Annotated in this window: 13 protein-coding genes; 9 read left to right on the top strand and 4 right to left on the bottom strand. The window is 70.8% G+C overall.

Going from position 1 to position 14,550, the window contains the following annotated elements:
• Positions 1 to 51: 51 nt before the first annotated feature.
• Positions 52 to 876 carry a class I SAM-dependent methyltransferase gene (locus tag MWM08_RS09620; RefSeq protein ID WP_244459220.1) on the bottom strand — a complete coding sequence of 275 codons (825 nt, stop codon included), beginning with the start codon at positions 874 to 876 and terminating at the stop codon, positions 52 to 54.
• A gap of 62 nt (positions 877 to 938) precedes the next feature.
• A complete protein-coding gene (locus MWM08_RS09615; RefSeq protein WP_244459219.1) occupies positions 939 to 1,862 on the bottom strand; it encodes a hypothetical protein in 924 nt (307 codons plus the stop codon).
• Between the two features lie 209 nt (positions 1,863 to 2,071).
• Here MWM08_RS09615 and MWM08_RS09610 point away from each other — a divergent pair, with 209 nt between their 5' ends.
• The 7 genes from MWM08_RS09610 (at position 2,072) to MWM08_RS09580 (ending at position 9,694) form a co-directional block, all read left to right on the top strand.
• The gene (locus MWM08_RS09610) at positions 2,072 to 2,680 is read left to right on the top strand and encodes a hypothetical protein (RefSeq protein ID WP_244459218.1); all 609 of its coding nucleotides are present in this window, start codon (positions 2,072 to 2,074) and stop codon (positions 2,678 to 2,680) included.
• 16 nt (positions 2,681 to 2,696) lie between these two features.
• Positions 2,697 to 3,650 (top strand): glycosyltransferase family 2 protein, encoded by a 954-nt coding sequence (locus MWM08_RS09605; RefSeq protein WP_244459217.1) that lies wholly within the window; start codon positions 2,697 to 2,699, stop codon positions 3,648 to 3,650.
• On the top strand, positions 3,640 to 6,000 hold the full coding sequence (locus MWM08_RS09600) for a glycosyltransferase (protein WP_244459216.1): 2,361 nt from the start codon (positions 3,640 to 3,642) through the stop codon (positions 5,998 to 6,000). The genes MWM08_RS09605 and MWM08_RS09600 overlap by 11 nt, the downstream gene beginning before the upstream one ends.
• A 157-nt stretch (positions 6,001 to 6,157) precedes the next feature.
• Positions 6,158 to 7,483 (top strand): O-acetylhomoserine aminocarboxypropyltransferase/cysteine synthase family protein, encoded by a 1,326-nt coding sequence (locus tag MWM08_RS09595; RefSeq protein WP_244459215.1) that lies wholly within the window; start codon positions 6,158 to 6,160, stop codon positions 7,481 to 7,483.
• Entirely contained in the window at positions 7,480 to 8,535 is a 1,056-nt protein-coding gene (gene hemB, locus MWM08_RS09590) for a porphobilinogen synthase (protein WP_244459214.1), read from the top strand. The genes MWM08_RS09595 and hemB overlap by 4 nt, the downstream gene beginning before the upstream one ends.
• Entirely contained in the window at positions 8,528 to 8,851 is a 324-nt protein-coding gene (locus MWM08_RS09585; protein WP_244459213.1) for a hypothetical protein, read from the top strand. The genes hemB and MWM08_RS09585 overlap by 8 nt, the downstream gene beginning before the upstream one ends.
• Positions 8,852 to 8,899: 48 nt before the next feature.
• Positions 8,900 to 9,694: an SDR family NAD(P)-dependent oxidoreductase gene (locus MWM08_RS09580; RefSeq protein WP_244459212.1), complete on the top strand. Its 795-nt coding sequence runs from the start codon at positions 8,900 to 8,902 to the stop codon at positions 9,692 to 9,694.
• Between the two features lie 63 nt (positions 9,695 to 9,757).
• Here MWM08_RS09580 and MWM08_RS09575 read toward each other — a convergent pair whose 3' ends face one another.
• Together MWM08_RS09575 and MWM08_RS09570 are read right to left on the bottom strand one after the other, a co-directional pair.
• Positions 9,758 to 10,594: an alpha/beta fold hydrolase gene (locus MWM08_RS09575; protein WP_244459211.1), complete on the bottom strand. Its 837-nt coding sequence runs from the start codon at positions 10,592 to 10,594 to the stop codon at positions 9,758 to 9,760.
• 27 nt (positions 10,595 to 10,621) lie between these two features.
• Entirely contained in the window at positions 10,622 to 11,827 is a 1,206-nt protein-coding gene (locus tag MWM08_RS09570) for a CaiB/BaiF CoA transferase family protein (RefSeq protein ID WP_244459210.1), read from the bottom strand.
• 142 nt (positions 11,828 to 11,969) lie between these two features.
• Here MWM08_RS09570 and MWM08_RS09565 point away from each other — a divergent pair, with 142 nt between their 5' ends.
• Together MWM08_RS09565 and MWM08_RS09560 are read left to right on the top strand one after the other, a co-directional pair.
• Positions 11,970 to 12,941 carry a Bug family tripartite tricarboxylate transporter substrate binding protein gene (locus tag MWM08_RS09565; RefSeq protein ID WP_244459209.1) on the top strand — a complete coding sequence of 324 codons (972 nt, stop codon included), beginning with the start codon at positions 11,970 to 11,972 and terminating at the stop codon, positions 12,939 to 12,941.
• Between the two features lie 74 nt (positions 12,942 to 13,015).
• Positions 13,016 to 14,527 carry an aldehyde dehydrogenase family protein gene (locus MWM08_RS09560; RefSeq protein WP_244459208.1) on the top strand — a complete coding sequence of 504 codons (1,512 nt, stop codon included), beginning with the start codon at positions 13,016 to 13,018 and terminating at the stop codon, positions 14,525 to 14,527.
• Positions 14,528 to 14,550 lie beyond the last annotated feature (23 nt).

The following is a 14,550-nucleotide window of genomic DNA, read 5'->3' as shown; positions in this document are numbered from 1 at the left end:
CCTCCGTTGCATCGCCGGCCACCGCTGGGCCGAGGGCCGCGCGGATCGGGGTTATTCGGTCGTCGCACGTGAGGAATCCATCGACTCGTTGAAGCCGCGCGGCAGGTAGGGCCTGAGGCGTCCGATGTCGCCCGTGTCGTAGTGCAGCGGCGGCAGCTCGATCGTGCTGTTCCGGACGAAGGCCGAGATGTTGTAGCCGTGCTGGAAAATCTCGGCTCTGGAGCAGTCGAAGCCGGCCAGCACCAGATGGTAGGCGAGATGCCCCGGCGTCCAGAGCGACACGTGCCCGCCCACCAGCTCGAGCTTCGCCGGGGGAACCGTCACGCACAGGAGCCCGTCCGGCGCCAGGCAGCGCTTGAGCTTCTCGAGGAAGCGTCCCGGGTTGCGCTGGTGCTCGAGCACATGCGACGCCCAGACGCAGTCGAAGGTCTGGTCGAGCTCGATCTCGTTCACGTCGCCCACGATGGTCGTCGAGCCGTCGGTCTCCTTCTTGAAGTAGACGCTTACGCCGAAGTCCATCTTCGTCACGGTCTTGCCGTGCGCCGCGAGTACCCGCGCGTGACGGCCGGCACCGGAACCCACGTCGAGCACCGTGTCGAAGCTGTAGCGCTCAATCAGGCGCTGCAACGCCGAAGCGGCCAGCCCGCACTCGCGGTATTCATCGGCGATGGGCGGCTGCGGCCGCATCACGGGCAGCACGCGCAGCGGCGAGCCAACGATGCTCCGCACGATCGGCTTGTGGTCGATCCGCGCGAGCGCCGCCTTCAGGAGATCGGGGTACTGCGCCAGCAGTGCCGGCAGGCCGTCGGCAAGGGCGGCGTCATCCATCCCGAGCAGTCGGGCAAGCTGCTCGCGCAGGTCTGCTGCGGCGCTCACGCTCGCGGCCGCCGGGAGGGCACGCGAGCGGCAGTGAACCAGGGTGACGACGGCATCCCGATCTACCGCGTCAGCTCGGCGATCGCCGCCTTCGCTTCGTCGAGATTGGGCACGAACCCAAAGATGTCGCGGGTTCCCTGGCTGCGCTGCATCAGCGCCGTGCGAAAGGCCGCATCGGCTTCGTTGGCGGCCCTCGACAACCCTAGCAGCGTCGCGACCCGGCGCACCTCCGCAACGCGGTCGGCGAACTCGCCGCGGTACAGGTCTTCGAAGAAGGTCAGTGCGTAGTTCGCGCGGTGCTGCAGCATCAGTCGCATCAGCCGTCCCAGCGCCGCCGCGTCCCGGTCGAGTTCGCGGCGGATCTGCACGATGTTCAGTGGTTCGAGCTTGCGGGTGCCGGCGCGGATCTCGTCGTAGATCGCCGCGGCTTCGCTTGGGCCCCACGCATTCGTCACACGCGCAAGAGCCAGCGACAGTTGCCGCTCGACCTCGTCGAGGCGCAGCAGGACCAGGTGCCGATAGCCGGCGGCGACGGACTGCCGCAGCAGGCTGCTGGTGACCTGATAGGGCACGACCTCGATGCAGTGCTTGAGGTTCTTGCGCCGGGCCACCACGTCGCCGACCGACGCCTCGAGCGCCGCCAGGTCCTGCGATGCTTCGAACTCGCGCGTGATGGCGCCGAGTTCACGGTCGCGATTGAACCCCTCATCCTGCCAGGCCTCGAAGGGGGACAGCCAGAAGAAGATCGACCGAAGCGATGTCCCGCCGGTCCGCCGGAAGGTCCAGATGATGAAGGGCGCCTCAGATGCGTTCGGGGTTGGCGCCACCGCGGTGTCGCTTGGCGTCGCGCCCGCGTTGGTCGTCGTCATCCTTGGCCCCCTGAACCAGCGGCTGCGCGTTGGCGGCTGCGTCCCGCGGTCGAACGGCACCCAAGGCGGCAAACGCTCATCACCCGCCAGGCGACCAGGCCGTGCGGCATCGACCATCTGCCTGCCTTGGCCAGGACATGCGGACCTGTCATTGAACCCTTGCCTGATGCGACTGAAGTCCACGACGCTTTACACAGCGCCCGCTTGGCATGTCCAGACGCGCCGCCGCGACGGCCCGAGGTTGCCCAAGGCGGGCACCCATCGTATCGAAGCAGCGTGCCGCGCCAGCATGCAGCCGGCCCACCAAACGATTGCTGCGAGCCCAGGTGAACGCATTCCCCGACACCGCGCCGGTCGCGGCGGACCCCGACGCCACCGACCTCGCCGCCCTACGCGCCGAGGTCGCTGACCTGCGCGCGCGCGTCGAATCCTACGAACGGATCCTGCAGCTCCACGATGCCGCCCTCGCCGCCGCGCCGCCCGCGCCCGCCGCCGCGCCACCGCCGCCCAGCCCCGACCTGCCCCACCACTTCGAGATCGCGGCCGACCAGCTGCTGCCCGCCCAGGACGGCTTCTACCAGCTGGAATGGGGCCCCGAGGGCGCTTTCCGCTGGACCGGCCCGTCCGAGGAGGTCGGTTTCGACGCCTGGGTCGACCGCAGCCGGCCGCTGGTCGCAACCCTGCGCCTGTTCCATCTGGGCACTCCGGCGAACGCGAATAGCCTCGCGATCGAGGTCGACGGCGTCGCATATCCTCTCACGCGCGACGGCAAGGACAAGCTGCTGCGGTCCGACCCGATCCAGCCGCGCAGCTCCGACGGGCCGACCCGCCTGACGCTGCGCGTGCCGCATATGCATTCCCCCGCGGCGCGCGGCGCGGCCGACCGGCGGGTGCTGGGCGTCGCGTTCCAGCGCCTGCGCATCGAACCGGCCTGAGACGGGACGCGCGTCGATGGTCGCGCCCGCCCGCCGCATAGCCGCGGCCATCTGCTCCTACGAACGCTACGACCTGCTGCCCGGCGCCATCGAATCGGCGCTCGCCCAATCGCTGCCGTCCGGAAGCTTCGACGTCGTGGTGGTCGACAATTCATCCGACCCGGTGCGCTCCGCGCAGGAGGCGGCGGCCTTCGCCGGGCGGCCCGGCCTGGTGTGGCACCACGAACCGCGCCCTGGCCTGTCGAATGCGCGCAATGTCGCGGCGCGGCTGACCGACGCGCCGCTGATCGCCTACCTGGATGACGACGCGCGCGCTGATGCCGTGTGGCTCGAGAACATCGCCGGCTGCTTCGACCAGTTCGGGCCCGCGGTGCAGGTGGTGGGCGGGCGCATCCGGCCCTGGTGGGGCGCCCCGCGGCCGGACTGGCTGGCCGATGAGATGCTGGGCGACATCACCGTGGTCGACCTCGGACCCGAACGGCGCCTGCTGGGCGACGGCGAATGGGTCGCCGGCGCCAATATCGCCTTCCGGGTCTCCGCGCTCCGCGCAGCGGGGTGGTTCGACACCTCGCTCGGGCGGACCGGCGGGGGTGCCAGCCTGCTTTCGGCCGAGGAGACGGCGCTGACCGACCGCATCAAGGCGCTGGGCGGCAAGGTCGCCTACGACCCGCTGGCCGCGGTGGACCACTGGGTCGACCCGGAGCGGCTGACGCAGCGCTGGTTCCGCCGCCGGGCGGCCTGGCAGGCGGTTTCGGACTACCTGCGCGACCCCAGGGCGCGGCTTGCCCGCAGCGACGAATCCTGGGCCGCGGTGAAGGGCTTCCTGCTGCAGCAGAACCCGGCCAACCGCACGCTGCGCGGCCTCGCTCTCGAACAGGTGGGGGCGGCGGAATTCCGCTGGCAGGTCTCGGCGGTCTACAACGCGGTCACCGCGCTGCTCGCCGGCCTCGATGAACGCGATGATCTCTGACGCGCCCGATGGCGCGATGACCCCAGACGCGCCCGATGGCGCGATGACCCCAGACGCGCCCGATGGCGCGATGCTATCCGGCGCGCCGGGCGGGTCCTGGGACGGGCTGCGCGTCCTGGTGCTGTCGCCGGTGCCGACCTGGCCGGTCACGCTGGGCAACCGCAATCGCATCGTGCAGGTGAACCGCGCGCTGCAGCGCGCGGGTGCGCGGGTATCGCTGCTGCACTACCCATCCGACGAGGAATGGCGCGCCCGCCTGCCGCGCAGGGCGCTGGCCGAAATGACCGCCCAGTGGGAGGAGGTCTTCACCTGCCCCGTCACGCGCCCGCTGCACACCCGCCCGTCGGAGGGCGAGGACCATGCCGCGGACGACTGGTGGGACCCCGCGATCGGCCAGATGCTCGACTGGCTGTTCAAGGTCGGGCGCTACGACGCGCTGCTGGTGAACTACACCTGGTTGTCGAAGGCGCTCGAGCACGCGCCGGCGGGCGTGCTGCGCATCCTGGATACGCATGACCGCTTCTCGGACCGCCGGGCGCTGCTGGCCGAAGGCGGCCTGCCACCGGAATACTTCCACACCACGCAGGCGCAGGAGCGCCTGGCGCTCGACCGCGCCGACATCGTCTGGGCGATCAAGGACCAGGAGGCCGAATTCTTCCGCACACTGACGGCGCGCCCGGTGCGCACGCTGCTGCATGCCGAACCGGTGCAGGACCTGCCCGCCCCGGCGGCCGCCGGCGGCGTGCTGCGCCTGGGCATCGTGGGCGGGCGCAACAACATCAACGCGACCAATATCCGCGCCTTCGTGAAGGTTGCAGACGCCTATCTGCGCCGCACCCTGCTGCCGGTCGAGATCATGGTCGCGGGGTCGGTCTGCGACTTGCTGGACGGGTTGCGCCTGCCCTGGCTGCGCCTGATCGGCCGCGTCGAGGACATGGACCAGCTCTATGGCCAGGTCGATGCCGTGCTCGCACCGCTGGCCTTCTCGACCGGGCTCAAGATCAAGGTCGGCGAGGCGCTGTCGCGCGGCAAGCCTCTGATCAGCCACGCGCATGCCTTCGAGGGCTACGTGCCCACCCACGCCTTCCACGGCTGCGCCGACTTCGAGGCGATGATGCGCGCCATCCATCGCCTGGTGCGCGACCCCGCGGCGCTCGCCACGCTGGCCGAGGCATCGTTGCGGTCGGTGGCCGCGGCGCAGGCCGGCATCCTCGAGACGCTGCGCGACGCCGGGGAACGGGCCGGGCGGCTGCCGCCCTCGGTCATCCTATCCCTGCGCTTCGACCAGGCGCGGATCGGCGCGCTGGCCTTCGACCACCTGCTGGATGCGGCCCGCTATGCCGGCTTCCGCGCGCCGGTGGTGTTCCACCTGGCGGGCGACCCCGCGGCGGCGGACCCCGCCGCACTGCGGCTGTTGCCCTCGCGCGGGCGGGTCGCGGTGGACCCGCGCGCGGCCCCCCTGCCCGACACCGTCGCGCAGATCCTGTTCGACGACACCCGGCCGCGCCTGGCCAGCCTCGACGCGCTGCTCGCGGAACCGCACCTGGTGGCGTGGTTCGCCGCCATGCCCGCCGCGCCGCTGGCCGGGCCCGTCAAGACGCGGCTCGGGACCTGCCACCTGTCGGCGCTGGCGCTCGATGGCGGCCTGCCGGACCCGGCAGACCTGGCCGTGCTGGCCCGTGCCTTCCCGCGCTTCCTCACGATGGAGGAATGGCCCACGCGCCACGCCGCGGTGCTGATGCGCGCGGCGCGGGCCGAGCGCGCCTGCATCCCGCTGTTGTGGCGCGGCGAGGACAGCCGCCTGCTCGCTGCCCTGCGCAGCGGCGCCCCCGGGCCGGTCGCGCTGCTGTGCGAGGATGCGTCGGCGCAGCCCATCCTGCCGGTCCTGGCCTTCCTGACCGGGCCCTGCGAGCGCAACGTGACGCTGTTCTGCCCGCCCACCGCCGTGCCGCCCGCCTGGCCGACCACCGGCCCACTCGCGGTGCGGGCCGAGGCGGTGGCCTTCGCGCCGGTCGAAGCCTTCTTCGCGGCTGCCACCTGGGCCCGGCACCGCCCCGCCTTCGTGCTCGAACACGGGCGTCCCGAAGCCGCCCTGCCGGTCCGCGAGTTGGCGCTGCGCGCGGGCATCGCGCATCTGCGCTTCGGGGATGCGGGCGCGCCGGCCGTGGTCTCGACGGTGCCGGCGATGTCCTTCCGCACGGGCGGCTTCGTCTCGACCGCCCTGGTGCTGTCGCTGCTGCACCGGCGCGACGGCGCCGTGCCGGCGAATACCGGCGCCGCCGAGGAATACGGCCGCGATGCCGGGTGGGCCCGGCTCTGGGGCGAGCTCGGGCGCCTGACCGCGGCCTGATCGGCGCGGTGGAGAAGAGTTTTCCGTGCGGTGAGCAGGCCGGCGCAAGCGCTTGCCACGGGCACGCGCGCCGGGGCGGGCGCCGCATTTCCCTTTCGCGCGTGCCCGACCCGTGGCACTTGATGCAGAGGAAAACGCCGCAAACGGAGGGTGCCCCATGTCCGCCCCGACCTTCACCAACCCCGAGACCATCGCCCTGCATGCCGGCTGGCGGGCGGATCCCTCCACCGGGTCGGTCGCGGTGCCGATCCACCAGACCACGTCGTTCCAGTTCCAGGACACCGGCCATGCGGCGCGGCTGTTCGGGCTGGCGGAACTCGGTAACATCTACACCCGCATCATGAACCCGACCGTCGATGTGCTGGAGAAGCGCATCGCGGCGATGGAGGGCGGCGTGGCGGGCCTGGCGCTGGGGTCCGGCCAGGCGGCGACGACCTTCGCGGTGCTGAACCTCTGCGAGGCCGGCGACAACATCGTCAGCAGCACCGACCTGTACGGCGGCACCTGGAACCTGTTCGCGAACACGCTGAAGACCTTCGGGATCGAGGTCCGCTTCGTCGACCCGGCCGACCCCGAGGCCTTCGTGCGTGCCACCGACGCCCGCACCCGCTGCTGGTATGCCGAGACGCTGCCCAACCCGAAGCTGCAGGTCTTCCCAATCGCGGAAGTGGCGGCCCTAGGGCGCAAGATCGGCGTACCGCTGATCATGGACAACACCGCGGCCCCGGTGCTGTGCAAGCCGCTCGCCCTCGGTGCGGCCATCGTCATGCACTCCACCACCAAGTGGATCGGCGGGCATGGCACGTCGATCGGCGGCATGGTGATCGATGGCGGCAACTTCGACTGGGAGGCGCACCCCGAACGCTTCCCCACGCTGAACAAGCCCGACAGCTCCTACCACGGCGCGGTCTGGACGCAGGCGGTCAAGCCGATGGGGCCGATCGCCTACATCATCCGCATGCGGGTGATACTGCTGCGCGACCTGGGCGCGCCGATGGCGCCGATGAACGCCTTCCTGACGCTGCAGGGGCTCGAGACGCTGCCGCTGCGCATGGAGCGGCACTGCGAGAACGCGCTGCGCGTCGCCGCCCACCTGGCACAGCACCCGGCGGTGGCGAAGGTGATCCATCCGTCGCTGATGACCGGCGAGGCCAAGCGCCGCGCGGATGCCGCGCTGCGCGGTGGCTACGGGTCGTTGATGGGCATCGAACTCAAGGGCGGCAAGGAAGCAGGGCAGAAGTTCATCGAGGCGCTGCAGATGTTCTATCACGTCGCCAATATCGGCGATGCGCGCAGCCTGGCGATCCATCCCGCCACCACCACGCACAGCCAGTTGAACGAACAGGAGCAGGCGGCGTCCGGCGTGACGCCAGGCTATATCCGCCTGTCGATCGGCATCGAGCATATCGACGATATCCTGGCCGATCTCGACCAGGCGCTGGCTGCCGCCACGGGTCCCTCCATGAAGGCCGCTGCCGAATGAATGCCGACCGCCGCCAGGGCGCCCCCTTCAGCATCGAGGCCCCCGACACCCAGGGCGCCTTTCCCACCGTGCGGATGCGCCGCAACCGGCGCGACGCCTGGACGCGCCGCCTGGTCGCCGAGAATACGCTGTCGGTCGATGACCTGATCTGGCCGATCTTCGTCATCGAGGGCAGCAACGAGGAACGCCCGGTCGCCTCCATGCCCGGCCAGGTGCGCGTCACGGTGGACCGCGTCGCGAAGCATGTGGAACGGGCGGCGAAGCTCGGCGTGCCCGCCATCGCCATCTTCCCCGCCACGCCGCCCGAAGCGAAGGACGCCGAGGGCACCGAGGCGCTGAACGCCAACAACCTGATCTGCCGCGCCGCGCGCGAATTGAAGCGCGCCTTCCCCGAGGTCGGGCTGGTCGGCGACGTGGCACTGGACCCCTATACCGACCACGGCCATGACGGCGTGATCCGCGAGACCCGCACCGGCGACTACGTCCACAACGATGATTCCGTCGCCATCCTGGTCCGCCAGGCGGTGAACCAGGCGGAAGCGGGCATCGACGTGATCGCGCCATCCGACATGATGGACGGGCGCATCGGTGCGATCCGGCAGGCACTGGACGCGCAGGGCTTCATCGACACGCGCATCATGTCCTACGCCGCGAAGTACGCGAGCGCCTTCTACGGCCCGTTCCGCGATGCGCTGGGCTCCGGCAAGGCGCTGCGCGGCGACAAGAAGACCTACCAGATGGACCCCGCCAATTCGGACGAGGCGCTGCGCGAAGTGGCGCTCGACCTCGCCGAGGGCGCCGACATGGTCATGGTCAAGCCGGGCATGCCGTACCTGGACATCGTGCGCCGCGTGAAGGACCGCTTCGCGGTGCCGACCTTCGCGTATCAGGTGTCCGGCGAGTACGCGATGATCATGGCTGCCGTGCGGAATGGCTGGATCGAGCACGAGCGCGCCATGATGGAGAGCCTGATGGGCTTCAAGCGCGCCGGCGCGAACGGCGTGCTGACCTATTTCGCCGTGGAGGCCGCGCAGCGGCTGCGCCATGGCTGAGGTGCACGCGCCGGACGATGCGCTGCGCCGGTCCTGGCACGGCGCGTCCGACCGCGTGGATGCGCCGGAGGTCCAGGCGATCCGCCTGCACCGCGCCGAGGTCGAGGCGATGATGGCATGGCGTCGCACCGCGCCGGGCAGCCCCGACCAGGCGCGCGCCTGGCGGCGCCTCGCGGCGCTGCGCGCGAAGCGGGCCGCGCTGATGCCCCCTGCTTCCGCCGCGAGCCTGCCGCCGTTGCCGCCAGCGCCGACCGCCGCCGGGGGGCTTTCGGCATGGCAGAAGCTGCGCCGGCGCTTCGGGCTCGAACGCGGCTGACGGTTCGGCCGCGCCGGTGCGCGGCCCCCCGGCCGGGAGGACGCTTCGATGGCAGGTGACTGGCTTGGGCTCGCGGGGCGGGTTGCGATCGTCACCGGCGCGGCGGGCGGCATCGGCAGCGCCATCGCTGCCGAGCTCGCCGGCGCCGGCGTGGCGGTGGCGTTGCTCGACCTCGATGGCGCTGCAGCGGAACGGGTGGCGGCGGCGCTCGGCGCGCAGGGCGCGAAGGTGGCGGCCGCGGCCTGCGACACCGCGGACCAGGCGAGCGTCGCCGCCGCCTTCGCCACCACGCGCGCGGTCCTCGGGGATGCCGACATCCTGGTGACCAACGCCGGCATACTGCGACCTGGGCCGCTGGCGGACCTGCCCGTCGCGCAGTGGAACGCGCTGATGGCGGTGAACCTGACCGGCTACCTGCTCTGCGCCCAGGCGGTGCGGCCGCAGATGGTCGCGCGCGGCGGCGGGGCGATCGTGCATATCGCATCGATCGCCGCAACAAACCCGCAGCCGCGCAGCGGCGCCTACAGCGCGTCCAAGGCCGCAGTCGCGATGCTGTCGCGGCAGATCGCCGACGAATGGGGGCCCGATCGCATTCGCAGCAACGTTGTCAGCCCGGGATTGATCCGCACGCCGCTGTCGGAAGCCTTCTACCAGGCGCCGGGCGTGCTGGACCGGCGATCCGCCATGGTGCCCGCCGGGCGGGTCGGCACGCCGCAGGACATCGCCGATGCCGTGACCTTTCTGGCCAGTCCACGCGCCATCTACGTCAACGGCGCCGAGTTGCTGGTCGATGGCGGGCTCGACCAGGTGATGCTGGGGCTGGTTCCGCGGCCTGGCTATTGAGCCACGAGCAGGGCCGCGCGCCCTGCCGGACCGGACCGGGGTGGCGTCAGCCGGGCTGCCGCTTCACTCGCCCAGGAACCCCGCCACCAGCGCGATCTGCGCGGGATCCATCAGCGCGGGTGCATGGCCGGCCTGCGGCACCTCCGCCAGGCGGACATTCGGGCGTGCGGCCATCTCCGCCGCCGTATCGGGCAGCAGGATGTCGCTGTGTGCGCCCCGGATCACCAGCACCGGCAGGCGCACGGCGGACCACAGCGCGGTCATGTCGAGCGCCTGCGCCTCCTGCGAGAGGATCGGCGCGCTGATGCCCGGGTCGTAGTGCAGCGCGACACCATGGTCGGCGCGCCGTGCCGAGGTCTCAGCGAGATGCCGCCATTGCGCGTCGGTCAGCGGGCCGAAGGGGGCATGAACCTCGCGCAGATGCGCCTCGAGCGTCGTGAGATCCGGGAAGACGGGTTCATGGCCCATGTAATCCCGGATGCGCGCCATCGCCTCGCGCGGGACGAAGGCGCCGATGTCGTTCAGCACCAGGCGGCGGATCGGCTGGCCTGGCGTGGCTGCCAGCGCCATGCCGCAGATGCCGCCCAGCGAGGTGCCGACCCAGTCGACCGGACCATCGATGCGCGCCAGCAGGTGCGACAGCGCGGTGATGTAGGTGGGCGGCTGGTACAGCATCGGGTCAGGCAGCCAGTCCGAAGCGCCGCGGCCCGGCAGGTCGGGGCAGATCACGCGGCGCCCGGCATCCGCCAGCGCCTGCGCCAGCGTGTCGAAGTCGCGCCCCGACCGTGTGAGGCCGTGCACGCAGATCACCGGCGCGCCGTCGGCCGGGCCCCATTCCCACCAGCGCATCGTGAAGAAGCCGATGGGCGAAAGCCAGCGGACCGCGCCTTCGCGCATCATTGTCTCCTCGCGTGCCGGAGATGCCGGCTACAGGATCGCCTTGGCACGAAGGGCCGCGATGTCCTCGGCGGACATGCCGAGCAAGCCCGACAGCACCTCGTCCGTATGTTCGCCCAGCACCGGCGGTGCACTGCGATAGGTGGGCGGCGTGGCGCTGAGTTTCACCGGGTTGGCGATCACCTTCACGGTGGCGCCCGAGCCGTGCTGCATCTCGAGCGTCATCTGCCGCGCCTGCACATGCGGGTCGGCAAAGACGTCGGCCAGAGTGTTGATCGGGCCGCAGCCGATCTTCTCGGCCTCCAGCGCCGCCACCCATTCGGTCGTGGTGCGGGACTTCATCACCGGCGTCAGCGTGGCCGTCACCAGGTCGCGGTTCGCCACGCGGTTGGGGTTGGTCGCGAAGCGTTCATCCGCCAGCAGGTGGTCCTGGCCGAAGGCCTTGCAGAAGCGTTCGAAGGTCGGGTCGTTGCCGACCGCGAGGATGATGTAGCCATCCTTGGTCGGGAATTCCTGGTAGGGGCTGATGTTGGGGTGCTGGTTGCCCAGGCGCGGCGGGTTCTCGCCCGTGCTCAGGTAGTTCATGCCCTGGTTCGCCAGCCACGCGACATGCGTGTCCAGCATGCCGATGTCGATCTGCTGGCCCTGCCCGGTCGCGGTGCGGTGGTTCAGCGCAGCGAGGATGCCGATGCAGCCATAGAGCCCCGCGAACAGGTCCGCGACCGGCACGCCGACCTTCTGCGGGCTGCCGTTCGGTTCGCCGGTCAGCGACATCACGCCGCCCATCGCCTGGATCAGCGCGTCATAGCCCGGGCGCGGCGCATAGGGGCCGGTCTGCCCGAAGCCGGTGATCGAGCAATAGATCAGCCGTGGATACTTCGCCTTCAGCTGGTCCCAGCCCAGGCCCATCTTCGCCAGCGCGCCGACCTTGAAGTTCTCCACCAGGATGTCTGTGGTCTCGAGCAGCCGGTGCAGGATCGCCTGCGCCTCCGGCTTCGCCATGTCCATGGTGACCGACTTCTTGTTGCGGTTCACGCCGAGGAAGTAGGCGCTTTCCTTCGTCTCGGGCCAGAACGGAGGCGCGAAGCCGCGGGTGTCGTCGCCGGCCTCGGGGCGCTCGATCTTGATCACCTCGGCGCCGAGGTCGCCCAGCATCTGCGTGCAGGTCGGCCCCGCAAGCACGCGGGTGAGGTCAAGGACGCGAAGGCCCGCGAGAGGGCCGGCAGGCTGGGACATGACGCAACTCCGGGAACGGTCTCGCGGGCAGGCTTAGTCGGCACCCTGCGCGGGGGCAACCCGCCAGGCGGCTTCGCCGCGGCGCGCCCGCGTGGCAGGCTGCCGCCAGGCCGCACTCCGACGGCCGCGAGGGAGGACCACGATGACCATCCACCGCCGGCATCTGCTCGCCGCCGCCTTCGTGCTGCCCGCCGCGCCGCTCCTCGCGCAGACCGGGCGCGCCGTCACGCTGGTGGTGCCCTTCGCACCGGGCGGCACGACCGACATCGGCGCACGCCTGGTGGCGGCGCGCATGGCGGTGCATCTGGGCCAGCCGGTCGTGGTGGAGAACCGTGCGGGCGCCGGCGGCGCCACCGCCGCTGACCATGTGCGACGGCAGCCGGCGGATGGCACCACGCTGTTGATTGGCACCGCCTCGACCCATGCGGTCAACCCGGCGCTGTTTGCCGACCTGCCCTACGATCCGGTGCGGGATTTCGCGCCGGTGGCGCTGCTCGGCGTCACCGGCTTCGTGCTGGTGGTGCCGGCCAGCCTCGGCATCACCGACCTGGCCGGGCTGGTGGCGCGTCTGAAGGCGGAGCCGGGACGGCACAACTATGCCTCGGCTGGCGTCGGATCCATGCCGCATCTGGCCGGCGAATGGTTCGCCAAGGGCGCCGATGTCCGCGTAGAGCACGTGGCCTATCGCGGCGGCGGGCCGGCGCTGCAGGCGCTGCTGACGGGCGAGGTCACCTACATGGTTGAATCCGCGCCCACGGTGGCCGGCGCCATCGCCGATGGGCGGCTGCGCGCCCTCGCCCGGGCCAGCCTTCGCCGGTCGGGCCCGCAGGCCGACCTGCCGGCGATCGCCGACATGGGCATCCCGGGCTTCGATGCCGAGACCTGGATCCTGGCCTTCGCGCCGGCGGGCACGCCGCCGGCGACGGTTGCCCGGCTGAACGGCGCCTTCAACGCGGCGCTGGCGGAACCGGAGCTTGTCGCACGCTTAGCCGAGGTCGGCACCGTCGCGGTGCCCGACAGCACGCCCGAGACGACCGCGACCTTCGTGGCGAACGAGATCGCGCGCTGGCGGCGCGTCGTGGCCGAAACCGGCGTGCGCATCACGCGGCAATAGGCGCGCGGCGGTTCCCTCCCGCCCCGCAGGGGTCTATTGCTGCCCGCCGAAGCAAGACCTCGAGGAGCGCCCCTATGCTCGACCGCCCGCATCCCACCCCTGCCGCACCGTCCACCGACCCCTTCGCGTTGGCCAAGGCGCTGTCGGGCGTTCACTTCATCGGCGGCGCCTATGTGCCGGCGCGGTCGGGCAAGACCTTCGCGGTGGTGAACCCCGCGACCGGCGCCGAAGTCGCGCGCGCGGCCGAGGGCGACGCCACCGACGTGGACGCCGCCGTGCAGAACGCGGCGAAGGCGCAGAAGGACTGGGCGAAGGTCCCGGCGCGCAAGCGCGGTGCCCTGGTGCACCAGTGCGCGCAGCTGCTGAAGGAACATGTGGATGAGCTCGGCCGCCTGATCGCGCTCGAGACCGGCAAGGCGCTGCGCACGGAATCCCGGGTGGAGGCGAACGTCGTCGCCGATGTCTTCGAATTCTTCGGCGGCCTCGGCTCTGAACTGAAGGGCGAGAGCGTCCCCTTCGCGCCCAACGTGCTGTCGGTGACGGTGCGCGAGCCGCTCGGCGTGGTCGGCGCGATCATTCCCTGGAACGTGCCGATGCTGCTGATGGCGCTGAAGGTTGCGCCCGCGCTGGTGGCTGGCAACGCCGTGGTCGTGAAGTCGGCGGAAGAAGCGCCGCTCGCAGTGCTGCGCATCTGCGAGATCATGAACCGCGTCCTGCCGCCCGGCGTGTTCAACATGGTGTCGGGCTTCGGCCCGGAATGCGGCGCGCCACTGGTCACGCACCCGCTGGTGCGCAAGGTGACGTTCACGGGCAGTGTCGAGACCGGCAAGATCGTCGCCCGCGCCGCGGCCGATAAGTTGATCCCGGTCACGCTGGAACTCGGCGGCAAGTCGCCGATGATCGTCTTCGCGGATTGCGACTTCGACAAGACCGTGAGCGGTGCGCTGACCTCGATGCGCTTCACGCGCCAGGGCCAGTCCTGCACGGCGGCGAGCCGCATCTATGTCGAGCGCCCGATCTTCGATCGGTTCGTCACCGCCATGACGGGTGCGGTGAACGGCATGGTCATGGGCGACCCGCTGGACGAGGCGACCGACATCGGCACGATCGTCTCCGAAGGCCAGCTCGAGAAGGTGCGCGGCTTCATCGCGGAAGGCACCGCGACCCCGGGGGCCACCGCGCATGTGTGTTCCGCCATGCCAACCGACCCCGCGCTCAAGAAGGGCCTGTTCATCCAGCCCGTGATCTTCACCGGCCTCACGAAGGACAGCCGGCTGGTGCGCGAGGAGATCTTCGGGCCCGTCACCGTCATCCAGCCCTTCGACGACCCGGAATCGGTGCTGGCCGAGGCGAATGATTCCGACTACGGCCTCGCGGCGTCGCTATGGACGAACAACCTGAAGGTGGGCCTCGACCTTGCGCATCGGCTGGAAGCGGGCCTGGTGCAGATCAACCAGAACCTCGTGGTGCAGGCGAACCTGTCCTATGGCGGCGTGAAGTCCTCGGGCCTCGGCAAGGAAGCCTCGTTGGAAGCGATGCTGGAACACTTCACGCACAAGAAAACTATCATGGTAAACATGGCATAGCGCGAGGGTGCAGAACGTAGCGT

It is taken from the genome of Roseomonas fluvialis (assembly GCF_022846615.1).
In the GTDB taxonomy this organism is placed as follows: Bacteria; Pseudomonadota; Alphaproteobacteria; order Acetobacterales; family Acetobacteraceae; genus Neoroseomonas; species Neoroseomonas fluvialis.
Note: the sequence above shows the minus strand (reverse complement) of the source record. Positions and strands in the feature narration are given on the sequence as shown.

Excerpts from the sequence above, each read along its gene's own strand:
- MWM08_RS09615 (WP_244459219.1), bottom strand. The coding sequence starts at position 1,862 with ATGGTCGATGCCGCACGGCCTGGTCGCCTGGCGGGTGATGAGCGTTTG.
- MWM08_RS09605 (WP_244459217.1), top strand. The coding sequence starts at position 2,697 with ATGGTCGCGCCCGCCCGCCGCATAGCCGCGGCCATCTGCTCCTACGAA.
- MWM08_RS09600 (WP_244459216.1), top strand. The coding sequence starts at position 3,640 with ATGATCTCTGACGCGCCCGATGGCGCGATGACCCCAGACGCGCCCGAT.
- MWM08_RS09595 (WP_244459215.1), top strand. The coding sequence starts at position 6,158 with ATGTCCGCCCCGACCTTCACCAACCCCGAGACCATCGCCCTGCATGCC.
- hemB (WP_244459214.1), top strand. The coding sequence starts at position 7,480 with ATGAATGCCGACCGCCGCCAGGGCGCCCCCTTCAGCATCGAGGCCCCC.
- MWM08_RS09585 (WP_244459213.1), top strand. The coding sequence starts at position 8,528 with ATGGCTGAGGTGCACGCGCCGGACGATGCGCTGCGCCGGTCCTGGCAC.
- MWM08_RS09580 (WP_244459212.1), top strand. The coding sequence starts at position 8,900 with ATGGCAGGTGACTGGCTTGGGCTCGCGGGGCGGGTTGCGATCGTCACC.
- MWM08_RS09575 (WP_244459211.1), bottom strand. The coding sequence starts at position 10,594 with ATGATGCGCGAAGGCGCGGTCCGCTGGCTTTCGCCCATCGGCTTCTTC.
- MWM08_RS09570 (WP_244459210.1), bottom strand. The coding sequence starts at position 11,827 with ATGTCCCAGCCTGCCGGCCCTCTCGCGGGCCTTCGCGTCCTTGACCTC.
- MWM08_RS09565 (WP_244459209.1), top strand. The coding sequence starts at position 11,970 with ATGACCATCCACCGCCGGCATCTGCTCGCCGCCGCCTTCGTGCTGCCC.
- MWM08_RS09560 (WP_244459208.1), top strand. The coding sequence starts at position 13,016 with ATGCTCGACCGCCCGCATCCCACCCCTGCCGCACCGTCCACCGACCCC.